This is a genomic window from Thiobacillus sp., assembly GCF_024708915.1.
Genome location: NZ_JANJXQ010000003.1, coordinates 21,795 through 36,899, shown reverse-complemented (window position 1 = coordinate 36,899; position 15,105 = coordinate 21,795). Strand labels below are relative to the sequence as shown.

General features: G+C 67.2%; 15 protein-coding genes. All 15 read right to left on the bottom strand.

Going from position 1 to position 15,105, the window contains the following annotated elements; genetic code table 11:
- Positions 1 to 16: 16 nt before the first annotated feature.
- Positions 17 to 931 carry a type II secretion system minor pseudopilin GspK gene (gene gspK / locus Q0L94_RS00310; RefSeq protein WP_296748983.1) on the bottom strand — a complete coding sequence of 305 codons (915 nt, stop codon included), beginning with the start codon at positions 929 to 931 and terminating at the stop codon, positions 17 to 19.
- Positions 928 to 1,518, bottom strand: coding sequence for a type II secretion system minor pseudopilin GspJ (gene gspJ / locus Q0L94_RS00305; RefSeq protein ID WP_296748981.1), 591 nt, complete (start codon positions 1,516 to 1,518; stop codon positions 928 to 930). The genes gspK and gspJ overlap by 4 nt, the downstream gene beginning before the upstream one ends.
- On the bottom strand, positions 1,515 to 1,889 hold the full coding sequence (gene gspI, locus Q0L94_RS00300) for a type II secretion system minor pseudopilin GspI (RefSeq protein WP_296748979.1): 375 nt from the start codon (positions 1,887 to 1,889) through the stop codon (positions 1,515 to 1,517). The genes gspJ and gspI overlap by 4 nt, the downstream gene beginning before the upstream one ends.
- Positions 1,886 to 2,374, bottom strand: a complete 489-nt coding sequence (gene gspH / locus Q0L94_RS00295) for a type II secretion system minor pseudopilin GspH (protein WP_296748977.1) — start codon at positions 2,372 to 2,374, stop codon at positions 1,886 to 1,888. Before gspH ends, gspI begins: the two co-directional genes overlap by 4 nt.
- Complete coding sequence (gspG, locus tag Q0L94_RS00290) at positions 2,362 to 2,808, bottom strand: type II secretion system major pseudopilin GspG (protein ID WP_296748975.1); 447 nt, start codon at positions 2,806 to 2,808, stop codon at positions 2,362 to 2,364. The genes gspH and gspG overlap by 13 nt, the downstream gene beginning before the upstream one ends.
- A 33-nt stretch (positions 2,809 to 2,841) precedes the next feature.
- Positions 2,842 to 4,059 carry a type II secretion system inner membrane protein GspF gene (gspF, locus tag Q0L94_RS00285; RefSeq protein WP_296748973.1) on the bottom strand — a complete coding sequence of 406 codons (1,218 nt, stop codon included), beginning with the start codon at positions 4,057 to 4,059 and terminating at the stop codon, positions 2,842 to 2,844.
- A 13-nt stretch (positions 4,060 to 4,072) separates the two neighbouring features.
- Positions 4,073 to 5,578, bottom strand: coding sequence for a type II secretion system ATPase GspE (gene gspE / locus Q0L94_RS00280; protein ID WP_296748971.1), 1,506 nt, complete (start codon positions 5,576 to 5,578; stop codon positions 4,073 to 4,075).
- 5 nt (positions 5,579 to 5,583) lie between these two features.
- Positions 5,584 to 7,641 carry a type II secretion system secretin GspD gene (gspD, locus tag Q0L94_RS00275; protein WP_296748969.1) on the bottom strand — a complete coding sequence of 686 codons (2,058 nt, stop codon included), beginning with the start codon at positions 7,639 to 7,641 and terminating at the stop codon, positions 5,584 to 5,586.
- A gap of 13 nt (positions 7,642 to 7,654) precedes the next feature.
- Positions 7,655 to 8,437, bottom strand: coding sequence for a type II secretion system protein N (locus Q0L94_RS00270; RefSeq protein ID WP_296748967.1), 783 nt, complete (start codon positions 8,435 to 8,437; stop codon positions 7,655 to 7,657).
- A gap of 156 nt (positions 8,438 to 8,593) precedes the next feature.
- A complete protein-coding gene (locus Q0L94_RS00265; RefSeq protein ID WP_296748965.1) occupies positions 8,594 to 10,012 on the bottom strand; it encodes a sigma-54 dependent transcriptional regulator in 1,419 nt (472 codons plus the stop codon).
- On the bottom strand, positions 10,009 to 11,502 hold the full coding sequence (locus Q0L94_RS00260) for an ATP-binding protein (RefSeq protein WP_296748963.1): 1,494 nt from the start codon (positions 11,500 to 11,502) through the stop codon (positions 10,009 to 10,011). Before Q0L94_RS00260 ends, Q0L94_RS00265 begins: the two co-directional genes overlap by 4 nt.
- 47 nt (positions 11,503 to 11,549) lie before the next feature.
- Positions 11,550 to 12,719 (bottom strand): selenite/tellurite reduction operon porin ExtI, encoded by a 1,170-nt coding sequence (gene extI / locus Q0L94_RS00255; protein ID WP_296748962.1) that lies wholly within the window; start codon positions 12,717 to 12,719, stop codon positions 11,550 to 11,552.
- A gap of 1 nt (position 12,720) precedes the next feature.
- Positions 12,721 to 13,224 carry a hypothetical protein gene (locus Q0L94_RS00250; protein WP_296748960.1) on the bottom strand — a complete coding sequence of 168 codons (504 nt, stop codon included), beginning with the start codon at positions 13,222 to 13,224 and terminating at the stop codon, positions 12,721 to 12,723.
- Positions 13,205 to 13,762: a hypothetical protein gene (locus tag Q0L94_RS00245; protein WP_296748959.1), complete on the bottom strand. Its 558-nt coding sequence runs from the start codon at positions 13,760 to 13,762 to the stop codon at positions 13,205 to 13,207. Before Q0L94_RS00245 ends, Q0L94_RS00250 begins: the two co-directional genes overlap by 20 nt.
- A 67-nt stretch (positions 13,763 to 13,829) precedes the next feature.
- Positions 13,830 to 15,053 (bottom strand): multiheme c-type cytochrome, encoded by a 1,224-nt coding sequence (locus Q0L94_RS00240; protein ID WP_296748957.1) that lies wholly within the window; start codon positions 15,051 to 15,053, stop codon positions 13,830 to 13,832.
- Positions 15,054 to 15,105: the final 52 nt, after the last annotated feature.

The following is a 15,105-nucleotide window of genomic DNA, read 5'->3' as shown; positions in this document are numbered from 1 at the left end:
GGGGTTCGATCGGGTCTCAGATATTCTTTTGCCACACCAGCTTCGGCCAGGCGGTCGCTTCGCGTTCCAGCAGGGCTTGGTAGCCCGTTTTCGCGCGGCCGAAACGGGCGCGGCCGGTCACCAGAAAATAGCGGCTGCCGACACTCAGCAGCGTTTCGTTCAGCTGCGTCGCCGTCGGCGGCAGGCGCGTGCGGAAATCGGCGAGATCCACGAAATGCCGGCCCTTGCGTGCCGCCGTCAGCGCCTGCGCCTGGTCGAGCGACAGGTCGGCGATCGCCGCCGCCAGCACTTCCGCCGGCGCGGTGTTGACGTTGACCGGCGTCGCTTGCGGCAGCGCCGTCACGAAGGCGCGCAGGCGCGCCACCGTCGCCGCGTCGAAACCCTTGATGCGATACAGGCCGTCCACCGTCGTCAGCGTCCGGTTGGCGGCGCGGTAAGGCGGATCCAGCGCCAGATAATCCATGTCTTCGGCGCCGCCTGGGTGTGTCACCTCGGCGTCGGGGTCGATCCAGTCGGCCACCGCGCTGGCGAGGCCGGGCGGCAACTGCAGCAGTTCCAGCAACTTGCGGAACGCCGCCAGATCGGTCGCGCTGGTCTTGCCCCCGCGCACCAGGCTGTTGAGGTTGAACAGCCCCTGCTGGTCGCTCAGCCCGCCGGTCAGTTCGCCCCCTTCCACCGGCAGCGGCGAGAGCGCCTGCGCCCAGCCCTCGCCCAGGTGGTCCACGCTGTTGCTGCGCGCGTCCTGCGCCAGCACCGAACGCGCCCACTGCAGCGCCGCCAGCGCCACCGCCCGACTCTGCGCCTGCGCATTGAGGTTTTCCACCTGGCGCAGCCACAACTGCTGCTGCCACGCCATGAACGAAGCCGCGCTCGCCACCAGCGCGACCACCAGGATGGCGGTGATGACGGCCATGCCGCGCTGGCGCCTCATGGCAGGGCAAACACCCGCGTCACCGCGACGCCGCCGTCGAGTTCGAGCACCACCTCCAGCGCCGCCGGCAGCGCCGCCAGCCCGGGCAGCGGCCAGCGCGACTGCCAGTTGCCGCTGCCGTCGAGGTAGCGCAACTCGAAGCGGCGCACCCGTTCCAGCAACGGATGCACCGCGGGCTCGCTGCGCGGCGCCTGATCCAGCACCGGCCACACCAGTTGTTCGAGCGTGCCCTTGTTGAGCCGGTAGCCGTAGCGCTGCACGTCGGCCAGCACGCCGCTCTGCCATGCCATCCCCATGCGGCTGAAGCCGAGCTGAACATCGTCGACACCGGGAGCCTGCGGGCTTCCGATGAAGGCGGGCAACGGCAGGCCGCCGCTGCCGCGCACCGGACGATCCACCGCCAGCCCCATGTCCTGCTCCAGTTGCGCCAGCGTCAGCGCAATGTCGCGCCAGCGCCGGTTGTCCTCGGTCAGATGCGCGCGTGTCTGCAGCGCTGCGTTCAGCCCGCGGTAGGCCAGCACCGACATCAGCGCGAAGATCGTCAGCGCCACCAGCATTTCCACCAGGGTGAAGCCGCGCTGTCTCATTTGCCCTCGGCACGGGCCAGATAGCCGGTCAGCCGGGCCAGCGCATGGGCGTCGCGCCCGGCCGCAGCCACGCTGATCTCGACGCGGCGAAACGCCTGGTTCTGCGTGGCGCTGACGGCCTCGCGCCAGATCATCTTCATCCCCGCCTGCTCCACCTCGCCTTCGCGGATACCGGCATCGGGCCAGGCGCGCCGCGCCTGCAACTCGGCCAGACGGTTCTGCGCCACCCAACCGGCCAGCAGGCGCACGCGCAGCTCGGCCGAACTGTCCGCCATCATGGCCGCTGCCCGGCTGGCGGCGGCAAGCGCGACCGCCAGAATGGCCAGCGCCACCAGCACCTCGATCAGGGTGAAGCCGCGCTGCCGCCTCACTGCGCCGCCTCCGCATGTTCGATCCGCACCCGGCCGAGGCTGTCGCCGCGGATGCGCGCATGCGCCGCATTGAGCGCCAGATCGGCGGTGAACGGCGCGTTGCCGCCGGACGGCAGGAACAGCAGGCGCTCGCCTGCCGCCAGGCTGGCCTGGTTCACCCGCAGCGCTGCCAGCCGCACGTCGTCCGCCAGCGGGCGGTCCCGCAACAATTCGTCGCCGCCGTGCGGCACCCACTGGTTGTCGGCGTCGAGCGACCAGAAGCGGTAACCACGCTGTTCCACCGAAAACCCGATCGGCTCGCCCGACGCCACCGCCTGGTCGCGCGCCTGCTCGAGCAGCAGCGCCAGCCGCTGCGCCTCGCCGCGCACCGCGCGATCGTCGTCCGGCATCATGCGCACCCCTGCCAGGCCCACCATGATGCCGATGATCGCCAGCACCACGAGAATCTCGATCAGGGTGAAGCCGCGCTGGCCTACAACTCCCACGAACCGATGTCCCTGTTGTTGCCCTCGCCGCCCGCCGCACTGTCCGCGCCGAGGCTGAAGATGTCGATTTCGCCGCGCAATCCGGGGTTGAGGTACTGGTACGGCGCCCCCCAGGGATCGTTGGGCAGGCGCTCCAGATAGCCGCCGGTTTTCCAGTTGCCGGGGATCGGGCCCGAGACCGGTTTTTCCACCAGCGCCTGCAGCCCCTGCTCGGTGGTCGGGTAGCGCACATTGTCGAGGCGATACAGGTTCAACGCCTGCTTGATCGCGGCGATGTCCTGCTTGGCGGCGACGATGCGCGCCTCGTCCGGGCGGCCCATGATCTTCGGCACCACCAGTGCGGCGAGAATGCCGAGAATCGCGACCACCACCATGATCTCGATCAGGGTGAAGCCGCGCGCGGCGCGGGGTGGATGAGCAAGTCTGAGTTTCATGCCATGTCCTTTATGTGCGTGCTGGCTGGCACATCAATGCACCAGTTGATTCATCTCGAAAATCGGCAGCAGGATCGCCAGCACGATCACCAGTACCACCCCACCCATCGCCACGATCAGCAAAGGCTCCAGCAGGCTGGTCAGCCCCATCGCGCGGTTCTCCATTTCCCGGCTCTGCTGCGCGGCGGCGCGCTCCAGCATGTGCACCAGGCGGCCGCTCGCCTCGCCGCTGGCGATCATGTGCACCAGCATCGGCGGAAACAGTCTGGCAGCGGCGAGCGCGCGGGAGAGGCTGCCGCCTTCGCGCACCTTGCGCGCCGCCTCCTCCACCGCCTGCCGCATCGGCAGGTTGTTCACCACCCCGGCGCCGGCCTGCAGCGCCGCCAGCAACGGCACCCCGCTGCCGACCAGGATGGCCAGCGTGCTCGCCAGCTGCGCGCTGTCGACGCCGCGCACCAACGTCCCCGCCAACGGCAGCCGCAGCAGCCAGCGATGAAAGCGCAGGCGCGACTGCGGCCGGGCCAGCGCGCGCCGCGCCGCCCACGTCGCCGCGCCGATCGCGGCCAGCCACAGCCACCAGCTGGCGCGCAGGAAATCGCTCAGCCCGATCAGCGCGCGGGTGAGCCACGGCAAGGTCTGCTGGGTGTTCTGGAACACGTTCACCACCTGCGGCACCACGTAAGTCAGCAGGCCGAGCACCACCGCGCCCGCCACCAGCGTGACGATCGCCGGATAGACGAAGGCCAGCCCGACCTTTTGCCGCAGCGCCTGCTGCGATTCGGTGTAGTCGGCCAGCCGCTCCATCACGTCGCCCAGCCGTCCGGACTGCTCGCCCGCCGCGACCAGGGTGACGTACAGCTCGGGGAACACGCGCGGATACTTCTGCAGCGCGCGCGCCAGCGAATGCCCCGCCAATACCTCGCCGCGCACACCGGCCAGCACCTGGCGCTGATAATCGGTATCGGCCTGCTCGATCAGGGCATTGAGCGTCTGCTCCACCGGCAGGCCGGCGGCCAGCAGGGTGGCGAACTGCCGCGTGACCAGGGAGAGCTGCGTGCCGGACAGGCCGCGCCGCCAGCGCCAGCGGCTGCCGCCGCGCCCCATCGACTCTGCGGACACGCCCGCCACCTCGGCCGCCAGCCAGCCCCGCTCGCGCAGCCGGGCGCGCAACTGGCGCGCGGTGTCGGCTTCCAGTACGCCCTTGTGCAGGCGGCCGGCGGCATCGTAGGCCTCGTAGCGGAATGCAGCCATGCGCCCGCCCCCCTCAGCTCTCGCGCGTCACGCGCAGCACTTCTTCCAGCGCGGTGTCGCCGGCGCGCACCCAGCGCATGCCGTCCTGACGCAGGCTGACCATGCCGTGCGCCATCGCGTAGGCACGCAGATCCTGTTCGGCGGCGCCGTCGTGAATCATGCGGCGCAGGGTTTCGTCGACGGCGAACAGTTCGTATATCCCGGTGCGGCCGCGGTAACCCGTCGAGTTGCAGTTGGGGCAGCCGACCGCCCGGTACAGCGGTCCGTTCGGAGCGGGCTGCCCCAGCGCCGCAATTTCCTTGTCGCCCGCTTCGTGCGGCTGGCGGCACAGCGGGCACAGCCGGCGCACCAGGCGCTGGCCCAGCACGCCGAGCAGGCTCGACGCCAGCAGGAAGGGTTCGATCCCCATGTCGATCAGGCGCGTCACCGAGCTGGCGGCGTCGTTGGTGTGCAGCGTCGCCAGCACCAGATGGCCGGTGAGCGAGGCCTGCACCGCGATCTGCGCAGTCTCCAGGTCGCGGATTTCGCCGATCATGATGACGTCCGGATCCTGCCGCAGGATGGCGCGCAGCGCGCGCGCGAAAGTCAGGTCGATGCGCGGATTGGCCTGGGTCTGGCCGACGCCGTCGAGGTCGTACTCGATCGGATCCTCCACCGTCATGATGTTGAGCGCCCCGGCGTCGAGCCGCGACAGCGCCGCATACAGCGTGGTGGTCTTGCCCGAGCCGGTCGGCCCGGTCACCAGCACGATGCCGTGCGGCCGGTGGATCAGCGCGTCGAGTCCGGCGAGCGTGGATTCGTTCATACCGAGCCGCCCCAGTTCCAGCCGCCCCGCCTGCTTGTCGAGCAGGCGCAGCACCGCGCGCTCGCCATGGCCGGTAGGCAGCGTCGACACCCGCACGTCGACCGGCCGTCCGGCCAGACGCAGCGTGATGCGGCCGTCCTGCGGCAGGCGCTTTTCGGCGATGTCGAGCTGCGCCATCACCTTGATGCGCGACACGATCGCCGCGTGCAGCGCGCGCTTCGGCTCGATCACGTCGCGCAGCGCGCCGTCCATGCGGAAGCGCACCACCGAACGCGTCTCGAACGGCTCGATGTGGATGTCGGACGCGTTCTCGCGCAGCGCCTGCGTCAGCAACGCATTGATCAGGCGAATGATCGGCGCGTCGTCCTCGCTTTCCAGCAGGTCGGCCACCTCGGGAATGTCCTGCGCCAGCTGCCGCAGATCCATCCCCTGCTCCATATCGTCGACCAGATTGGCCGCCTGGTTTTCGCCGCGCGCATAGGCCTGGGCCAGGACCTGCTCGAACCGCTCCGGCGTCAGCACCTGCGGCTGCAACGGGCACTTCAGGATGCGCCGCACCTCGGCCAGCGTCGCCGACTCGGCCCCCTCGCGCAGCCATATCTCCATTTCATCGCCGACGCGCCGCCCCACCACCACTCCGCGCGCCCGGGCAAAACCGTAGGGCAGCAGCATGGCAAGCTGCAGATCCGGAACGGGGGTCGCGGCTGTGTCCATGGCGTTCATCGGGGTGCCGGCGATTGCGGCTGGCCGGCGGGCGCGGGCAGCGGCGGATTGGTCAGCTCGGGCAACGGGTCCATCTGCATGTCGGGCAGGGCGAAATGCGGCTGCATGCGGAACTCGGCCTGTTTCTGGCGGATGAAATCGTAGCGTTCGCCGGTCGTCGCATCGGCGCTCGCCGTATCGCGCAGCACGTGCGGCCGCAGGAACACCATCAGATTGGTTTTCATGCGCTTGCGCTTTTCCGACCTGAACAGATGGCCGAGCAGCGGGATGTCGCCCAGCACCGGAACCTTGTCGACGCCATCCTGCATGCTGTCCTGGATCAGACCGCCGAGCACGATGATGCGGCCGTCGTCGACCAGCACCGTGGAATCGATCGAGCGCATGTCGGTGATCACGTCGGTCGCCGTGGTGGTCGGGCGCAGGCTGGAAATTTCCTGGTAGATCTGCATCTTGATCGATCCGCCTTCCGACACCTGCGGACGCACCTTGAGCGTCAGCCCGACGTCGCGGCGTTCGATGGTCTGGAACGGGCTGGGCGTCGTGGTGGAACCGGTCTGCGCATACTGGCCGGTGATGAACGGCACGTTCTGGCCGACGACGATTTTCGCCTCCTCGTTGTCCATGGTCAGCAGATTGGGCGTCGACAGGATGTTGGCATTGGCGTCCGACTCGAGCGCGCGCGCCAGCACGCCGAGATTGAGCACCTCGCCAAGACCAGGGATGTTGATCGTTCCGCTGACGACGCCGATGTTCAGCCCCTGCCCCACGGTGCCGAGGTTGACCGCGGCGTCGAGGATGTTGCTGCCGGTATTGCGGCCGCCGAGGTTGGTGCCGCCGATGAAGTTGGTGCCGCTATCGCGCAGGTTGCGCAGGTCCTGCCACTGGATGCCGAATTCCGCCGCCTTCTCCGCGGTGATCTCCACCACCAGCGCCTCGACGAACACCTGCGCGCGGCGCGCGTCGAGCTTGTCGATCACCGCGCGCAGGGCGTTGTAGGTCACGTCCGGCGCGCTGATGACGAGCGAGTTGGTGGCCGCGTCGGCAAGGATCATGCTGCCGCCCGCGGCGCCGGAGACCGGCGCGATGGCCGGCACCGGGCTGGCGGCCGGCGTGGTGGCCGCCGCGCCGACACGCTCCAGCGCGGCCGGCGCCTCGCCCGCCAGAATGCCGCGCAGCGTTTCAGCCAGCTTCGTCGCCTCCGCATTGCGCAGATACACCACATGAATGTTGCCGCCCGCCGCCCCCGCCACGTCGAGCCCGGCGACCAGACCGCGCAGCGTCTGGATGCGCGCGGGATTGTCGCTGCGCACCAGCAGCGAATTCGAGCGCACGTCCGGCACGATCAGCAGCCGCGCGCTGCCCGGCTGCCCCGCCGCCGCCGCGCCGTCGCTCATCAGCCGTCCCAGCGACTGCGCCACGTCCACCGCCGACACGTGGTTCAGCCGGATCAAGGCGGTGTCGTTGGCGCCCGGCTGGTCGACCGCCGCGATGATCGCGTTCAGGCGCCGCACGTTGTCCGCGTAGTCGGTGATCACCAGGGTGTTGCTGCTGGCGAGTGCCGCGACGGCATTGTTGGGGCTGATCAGCGGCCGCAGCGCCGCCATCAGCTGGGCGGCGGACTCGTACTGCAGCGGGTACACCTGGGTGACGATGCGGTCGCCGCTGTCGTTCATCTGCTTGCCCCGGGTCACGCTGAAATCCTGCTTGGCGTCGCCCTCCGGCACGATTTTCACCATGCCGTGGCTCTCGATCGCGGCGAACCCCTGCATGCGCAGCGCGGACAGCAGGATCGGATATACCTGGGCGCGCGGCACCGGCCTGGCCGAGGTGATGACCACCGTGCCCTTGACGCGCGGGTCAACGACAAAGTTCTTGCCGGTCAGCTCGCCCACCGCCTTGATCACCGAGGGAATGTCGGCATTGACGAAATTGAGCACCACCGGGTCGCGCGGGGCCTGAGCCTGGGCCTGGGCCTGCATGGGAGGCCAGGCCAGCGCGACCCACAGCACGCCCAAGGCCAGACGGCGAGAAAAGACCGATCGTGTTTTTTTCATGTCGTTCATCGTTTCACTGCAGCCTGTAAGAAAGAATAAGCGGCTGGCCCTGACGCTCCGCCACCACGGTCACGCGCTGCATGCTGGTCGTGCCGGATAGCTGCCGCGCGAAATCCAGCACATTGGCAACCGGCATGCCATTGACCATGCGCAGCGTGTCGCCGCTCTGCAGGCCCAGCCGCGCCGCCAGCCCGTCGCTGGCCACCGAGGTCAGCAGCAGGCCGGATAGCGGACCGCTCTCGGCGCGCGCCTGTACGCCGAGGCTTTGTGGATCGGCCAATGCCTGCTCGAACTCCTGGCGCGAGACCGGCGTATCGCCATCGCCCCCCGCCAGCGGCCGCCCCGCCGCATCCAGATCGAGGCGTTCGCGCACCCCGCGGTTGAGCAGTATCAGGTGGTCGGGCGCGATCGCGTCCAGCACCACGCCCGGCACGACTTCATCGCCGAGGGCGACCGCCTGATCCTGCCCGTCCACCCCGACGATCGCCATCGCCTTGCCGGCCGATGCGGCAAACACCCCGCGCAGCTTCAGGTCAAGCGAGGTCGCCTGCCCGGCGGGCGCATCCGCCCGCCCCGGCGCCGCGCCGAACAGCTGCGCCGCATGCAGCGACGCCAGCTGCGCGTCCAGCTTGATGTCGGCATCCGCACTGTTTGCCGGCAGCGGCGGCACAGGCGCGGCAAAACGCCAGGTCCAGTGCGCCAGCAAGGCGGCCAGCCCCAGCAGAAGCAGCAGATTCAGCGGCGCGCCCAGCCAGCGAACGCGGCGCAACGAGTTTGCAACGGCGTCAGGCGGCATCGCGTTCAACCTGCAAACCTCGGCAGCGGGCCCCAGCATGTGGGAGCGGCGCCTTTATGCCCTTTTCGGGTGCCCGCCGCGATGGACGTGCCGTCGCAGGGGCGCGAGCCGGAAACATCGCAAAACCCGACATGACGCGGGGAGTCTCCCACTGTCTTACTCCTCGATGCCATAGCGCTTGACCTTGCGCCACAGGGTCGATTTGTCGATGCCGAGGATTTCCGCTGCCAGGGCGCGGTCGCCGTGCGTCTCGCGCAGGGTCTTGCGGATGAAATAGGCTTCCACCTCGTCCAGGCTTTGCGGCGGCAGATAGTCGAGGGCACGGCCGCGCGGATCCTTCTGCTCGGTCAGTCGCGCCGGCAGCACCGAGGCATCGATATGGTCGGACTCGGCGAGAATGATCATGCGCTGAACGATGTTTTCCAGTTCGCGCACGTTGCCGGGCCAGTCGTAGCGCATCAGCGCGCCGAGCACGGCGGTGCTGACGCCGCCGATGTGCTTGCCGAGGCGCAGCGTATGCTTGTTCAGCAAGTAGTAGGTCAGGAGCGCGATGTCCTCGCGCCGCTCGCGCAGCGGCGGGACGCTGATCTCCATGACCGACAGGCGATAGAAGAGGTCTTCGCGGAACTGGCCGGCTTCCACCAGTTCGTGAATCTGCCGGTTGCTGGCGGCGATCACGCGGACGTCGACATGAACCGGTTCGGTGGCGCCGGTCGGGTAAAAACTGCCGTCCTGCAGCACGCGCAGCAGCTTGGCCTGCAGGGCCATCGGCGCGTTGTTGATCTCGTCGAGGAACAGGGTGCCGCCGTCGGCGATCTCGAACAGGCCGGGCTTGTTGCGCTCGGCACCGGTAAACGAGCCCTTGCGGAAGCCGAACAGCTCGCTTTCAATCAGGTTTTCCGGGATCGCCGCGCAGTTGATGGCGACGAAGGATTTGCCGCTGCGCTTGCCGCGCTGATGGATCTGGCGTGCCACCAGTTCCTTGCCGCTGCCGCTTTCGCCGAAGATCAGCACGCTGGAGTCGTAAGCGGCGGCGGCGTCGATCAGGCGGTCGACGCGTTCCTTCGCCTGCGATTGGCCGATGATTTCGCCGCTTTCCTCGTAGGCGCGCGTCTGCCGGCGCAGGCGCCGATTCTCGGTCGAGATCAGGAAATAATCGAGCGCCTTTTCCACCACGGAGCGCAGCTTGATGGTGTCGAACGGTTTCTGGACGTAATCGTAGGCCCCCTCCTTGAGGGCGTCGATGGCCGACTCGACCGTGGCATAACCGGTAACCAGCACGACCTGGGTCTGCGGATTCCGCGACTTCACGAACTTGAGCAGCTCAAGGCCATCGGCACCCGGCATGCGAAGATCGGTGAGAACGACGGCGGCGTCGTTGTTTTCGAGAAAATCCATCGCCTCGTGCGCGTTCTCGGCGCTGGCCACCCTGAAAGCCATCGACGATTCGGCCAGCACGGCAAGGATCAGCTCGCGCATGTTGCGGTCGTCTTCGGTGACAAGAATGGTCGGCATGGCGCCGGCCATGCCGGCGTCCTTGCCGTCGTCGCGAAGGGCGGAGGCATCCTGTTTCATGATTGTGCACGCTCCAGGTCGACTGCCGGAAGTTTGACGACGAAGCACGCACCTTCGCCTTGCGCGGCATCGTAAGCGATGAAGCCGCCGCGTTTTGCGACGATTGCCTGGCTGATGGACAAGCCGAGCCCCGACCCCTGCCCGACGTCCTTGGTGGAAAAGAACGGGTCGAACAAGCGGGTGCGGATATCCAGCGGCACACCCGGGCCATTGTCCGCAATGGAGACGGCGGCATAGGTGTCTTCCATCCGGGTACGCACGACGATGCGCGGCGACGGTGTTTTGTCGAGCGCGTCGATGGCATTGGCCAGCAGATTGCTCAGGACGATATCGAGCTGGCCGCACCCGCCCTCGACAACTAGGGGCTCCGGGCACAGATCCAGCACGATTTCGATACGGTAGCGTTTGAGCCTGCAGTTGATGAAGGTCTCGATCAACTCCTGCGCCAGATGGTTCAGATCGCAGGTCTCGCCGCTGCATTTGTCCTTGCGCGCGTAGTCGAGCAATTCCTGCACCACACGCGAGCAGCGCTGCGTCTCGTCGGCAATGATGCGGGCATATCCCGCCAGTTTCGGATGCTCGGCCGCGCCCCGGTCGAGCAGCTGCGCATAGCCGAGGATATTGCCGAGAGGCGTATTCAATTCGTGCGCGACGCCCGCCGCCAGCTGGCCCATCGCCACCAGTTTCTCGCGCGTCGCGACGCTCTCCATCAGTTGCCGGTGCTCGGTGATGTCCTGCAGGATCAGCACGCCGCCCATGTCGTTTTCCTCGTCGCTGTAGAAGGCGAGATTGAGCGAGAAAAAGCGCTTGCCGCCGCCGACGTTGAGAGCGATTTCCTGGTTGCGGATGGCATGCTTGTAAAGAAATGCATCGCGCAGCAGTTCGCGGTCGCGTTCGTTGATATCGAGCAGCTCGAACAGGTTTGCGTCGATCAACGCGCCCGGCCGCACGCCGAACAGCGCGTCCGCCTGACGGTTGGCGATGGTGACGCGCAAATCGTCGGCCAGGCTCAGCAAGGCGCCGGGCAGGCTTTGCAGAATGGTGTTGCTGCGGTTGCGCTCGTTGAGAAAACGCCCCTGGCATTCCTCCACGGTCTGAAACATCAGGCTCAGGTTGGCGATCGTGGTGTTGTATTCGGAAATGAGACGGCCGACGCTGGTCCATGCGTACGGCCCGACCGGCGTCGGCTCCATCAGGCCTTCGCGCGCGCGCAGGATGCCCAGTTCGAGCCGCCTGAGCGCGGCCCGTTCGCCGCGCAGACGCACCGCCAGATAGGCGAGCAGGGCGCCGCACAACAAGAGCAGGTGCGGCTCGTCCCCGAACGGGCCGAACACGGCATACAGCGCGCCGAGCGACAACGCAATCGCAGCCGGCAACGGGTAGCCGGGAAAAAACGGGATCGAGGGGCGCCGGTTGGCCGTCCCCCGCAAGCTCAGCGATTTGATGGCGACACCTCTTGGCTGTTTGATCGACGCATCACAAAAAAGCACGGCCGCCAGTCACCCGGCGGCCGTACATAACGACTGCAAGGGACCGGTCAGAAAATGAACTGCAGGCCGAGTGTAGCCTGATTGTAATCCTGCAGCGCCGGGTTGGTCGGATGCTCGGTATCGAAGGCGATGTCCGCGTACTCGAAGCTGATCTTCAGGCGCTGTCCGTCGAGATAGTAGTTCGCACCCACGCTATTCCATTTCTGGTCGAAATACTCGGCGCTGCCGGTCTTGACGCCGTAATCGGACTTCTCGTGACGCGCGAAGAACTGCAGGCGGCCGGTGCCGACCTTGTTGGGCAGCATGTAGCCGGCCTTGACGTAATAGCCCTTGAGATCGGCGCCAACCGGCAGGGTCGGATCGGGCGACGCGGTATTGGTGGCGCCGTCGGTGTCGTACTTGAAGCTCGCACCGGACAGCGTATAGACCCCGCTCGTGGTCGGATATTCCATGAACGCGTCGACGGTCCATGCCTTGTAATCCTTGATATCGCTGCGCCCCACGAAGTTGCCGTAGACAACGTCTTTCTGCATGTCGTAGCCGGCGCCGATGGTCAGCACCTTCTTCGTCCCCAGATAGGTACCCAGATAGCCGTAGCTGAACTCCGGCTCCCAGAAGCTGTAATGCACGCGGCCCGTCAGACGGGGATTGTCCTTGGCCACATTGTCGCCCTCGCGGCCGTCGGCGATCATGAAACGATACTGGAACTTGGCGTCCAGCAGATTGCCCCAGACCGCCAGGCCGGTGTCGCGGCTGCCGCCGAACGGTGTGTAGGCCAGCGCTTCCGCGCGATCCAGCGTCAGCGGCTCAAGGCACGCCTCCAGGTTCTCCCGCGAGAAGGTGTTCTTGAAACGGCCGACAATAAAGCGCAGGTCGTCGCGGTAGTCCAGCGTCACGTACGCATCGCGGTAATAGACGCTCTTGTCGTCGTTGCCGAGCTTGCTGTCGTTGCCGGCCTCGATCTGGGCATAAAACCCCACGTAGTCGTTGTACTGGCCGGAAAAGGTCAGCCGGTTCCGGCGCAAGAAGGCGTCGTTCGACGAGCCGTTGTCGCTTGTCGAGGTGAACCCCTTGTGCTGCAGCCAGCCCTGCAGGGCATAGGTAAAGGTGAGCGAACCCTGCTCGCCGAACTCGATAGTGGGGCCGGCAACCGCGCTCAGCGGCAGCAAACCGGCGAGGAGACCAAGCGCACGGGCGCGGGACAATGAAAGCTTCATATTATTTCGCTCCAGGAATGGTGTGGTATGCGCCCTGCACCTTGGCAAGATCACCCTTGTGGCAGCTGCCGCAGGCCTCGGCCGTGTTGTCGCGAGGCTTGGCGAGCATCTTCGCGTGCGCCACCTCCTCCTTCATGATGCGCGAGTTCCCCTTGTGGCAGCCGACGCACGAGTTGTTCACCTTGGAATGCTGCGCATGCCAGGGCGCCTTGGCGGCATCCATTTCCGGCGCAGCGGCGCGCTTGCCGTTATGGCACTTGAAGCAGCTCGACGCCCCCAGGCCGCAGGCATTGGCGAGCGCAATCGGCGACAGTTGCGCCACCCCTTCCGCCAGCGCCACCGTTGCTTCACCGCCCCAGCCCGCGGCCGCAAGCCCGGCCGAATCTTCGGCGTGCCTGCCGGCCAGACCGGCGAGCACCGCGACACCCAGACCCAGCAGCGAGAGCATGACACCGCCACGCCAGATTTTTCCCAACAGACTGCCCTTACCTTGGTTGCGCTTCATCTTCCCTTCTCCTTTGCTCGTCACGCGTTGCGGGAAGCCCGTCCAGACTATCCAGACGGGCACCTTCCGACTGCTTGAACCGGGCGTCCCATGCCTTGCTGATCTCCGCCTCGCTCGTACCCGTGGCACAGGTACACGCCAGCGCCTTGCCGCGGTACTTGAGCCTGGGCTGCCCCGGCTCGGCCGCTTCGACGGCCGGTGCCGCCAGCAGCAGGGCAAGGGCCATCGCAGTGACTACGCCAGTTGATCGCATGGGCTTCCGGTCCCCTTCTGTCATATCGACATCCAAACTAAAGCACGTATCGTGCCCACATCCATTGCTCTTTTGTAACAACGGCTTATCAAAAACCATCCGCCCGATTCGATTGCACAACAAGCGGAACAAACCGCAATCTTTCAAATTGCAATCGTGCGGGGCAAGCGCCGGGGCACAGCCGAACCCCCGCATTCCCGCCCTTGCGGCATGCAGAAACGCGGCCGTTCTGTCCTCAAGGCGATGCCGCCGCCGGTTGTTGAAGCCCGCGATCGCGGCGAGCACCCGGAGGGCATGAAGGCGCCGCTCCAGGGCGGCGCAACGCCGGCGGATAACGATGAAAAGGCCATCCTCAAGGTTCCGCCCTGGCCTCGATGCGCAACAACTCGTAGCGCGTTGCCACGGCCTCGTCGAGCGCGCGCCGCAACAGCGGCACCGCCGCGGCCGGCAACTGGCCGGCGCGGTCCAGCGCGTCGCGGTAGATGCGCTCGTAATGCTCGGCCGGCAGCACCCGCATGACCAGTTCCACGCGCCAGCCGCCGCCGCCCGGCGCTACGAAGGGTTGACGGAATTCACTCGCCTCGCCGGCGGCAATGCGGGTATCGGACAGCTCCCGCGTGATCGGCGTGTCGACGTTCCAGCCGATGACGTGGCGCCCCAGCTCGACGCGGCCGCCGTCGGCATCGCGGCGGTAGAACACGAGCTCGACCTTGGGCACCATGTAAGTCGGGAAATGGTGGCCGGCGCCGCTGTTGCGGACGTTCGCCCGCGCCTCGTAGCGGCCGTCGCCAAGCGCATGCAGTTTCAGCGACGCCTCGATCGCGCGCCGCGTCATTTCGGGGTCGTGAATGCCGCGCCAGCGATGCTGGCGATCCGGCATGTGGCAAGACTGGCAGGTCTGCTTGCCGGCCCCCTCTTTGGCGTACGCACTGGCAAACCATTGCCGGTAGGTATCTTCCAGCAATTTGCCGGCGATGCGCGGGCCGTTGTCCGGAAACTGGTGGCAATGCGCGCAGAAGCGGCTGTCCTGGAAGGCTTCGGCCACGACAAAGCCGCCATGCGGGCCGTCCTTGACCGCCTCGCCGCGCGGCGGCCCGAAGCGCTGGTGCCCGCGCACGTGGCAGGCCGCGCAGACGAGGCCCTGATGCCCGAGGTCGGCCGGGACGAAATCCGGCGGCGGCTGCTTCGGCGCGTTCGGCCAGCCGTGCTCCAGTGCCAGCAGCGCTTTCTGTTCGGCCAGCGGCGTATGGCAGCGCAGGCAGCGGTTGCCCTGCTCCTGATCCATCAGCAGCAGCTGCCAGCGCAAGCCAGGCCCCATCGCCTTGCTGTGCAGGCTGGTGCGCCAGGCCGCGTACTGCTCGGCGTGGCATTGCCCGCAGGCCGCTGGATCCAGCGACGCCTCCAGCGGCGAGAACGCCGCCGGCGGCGCGCCCTGCGGCGCCATCGGCTCGGCCCAGTGGCGTTCCAGGAAAGCCTCGACCGCGGCCTCCGGCTTGTCGCCGCAGCCCGCCAGCAGCGCGAGCGCACAGACCGCCAGCAGCCGCAGCGGACCCGCATGCGAAGCGAATTTCAACATCGAGACTCCATATAAAAAAGCCCACGAGAGTATCGTGGGCCAGAGGAGGAGA

Excerpts from the sequence above, each read along its gene's own strand:
- gspK (WP_296748983.1), bottom strand. The coding sequence starts at position 931 with ATGAGGCGCCAGCGCGGCATGGCCGTCATCACCGCCATCCTGGTGGTC.
- gspG (WP_296748975.1), bottom strand. The coding sequence starts at position 2,808 with ATGAAACTCAGACTTGCTCATCCACCCCGCGCCGCGCGCGGCTTCACC.
- gspF (WP_296748973.1), bottom strand. The coding sequence starts at position 4,059 with ATGGCTGCATTCCGCTACGAGGCCTACGATGCCGCCGGCCGCCTGCAC.
- Q0L94_RS00265 (WP_296748965.1), bottom strand. The coding sequence starts at position 10,012 with ATGAAACAGGATGCCTCCGCCCTTCGCGACGACGGCAAGGACGCCGGC.
- gspD (WP_296748969.1), bottom strand. The coding sequence starts at position 7,641 with ATGAAAAAAACACGATCGGTCTTTTCTCGCCGTCTGGCCTTGGGCGTG.
- Q0L94_RS00240 (WP_296748957.1), bottom strand. The coding sequence starts at position 15,053 with ATGTTGAAATTCGCTTCGCATGCGGGTCCGCTGCGGCTGCTGGCGGTC.
- Q0L94_RS00270 (WP_296748967.1), bottom strand. The coding sequence starts at position 8,437 with ATGCCGCCTGACGCCGTTGCAAACTCGTTGCGCCGCGTTCGCTGGCTG.
- gspE (WP_296748971.1), bottom strand. The coding sequence starts at position 5,578 with ATGGACACAGCCGCGACCCCCGTTCCGGATCTGCAGCTTGCCATGCTG.
- extI (WP_296748962.1), bottom strand. The coding sequence starts at position 12,719 with ATGAAGCTTTCATTGTCCCGCGCCCGTGCGCTTGGTCTCCTCGCCGGT.
- Q0L94_RS00250 (WP_296748960.1), bottom strand. The coding sequence starts at position 13,224 with ATGAAGCGCAACCAAGGTAAGGGCAGTCTGTTGGGAAAAATCTGGCGT.
- gspJ (WP_296748981.1), bottom strand. The coding sequence starts at position 1,518 with ATGAGACAGCGCGGCTTCACCCTGGTGGAAATGCTGGTGGCGCTGACG.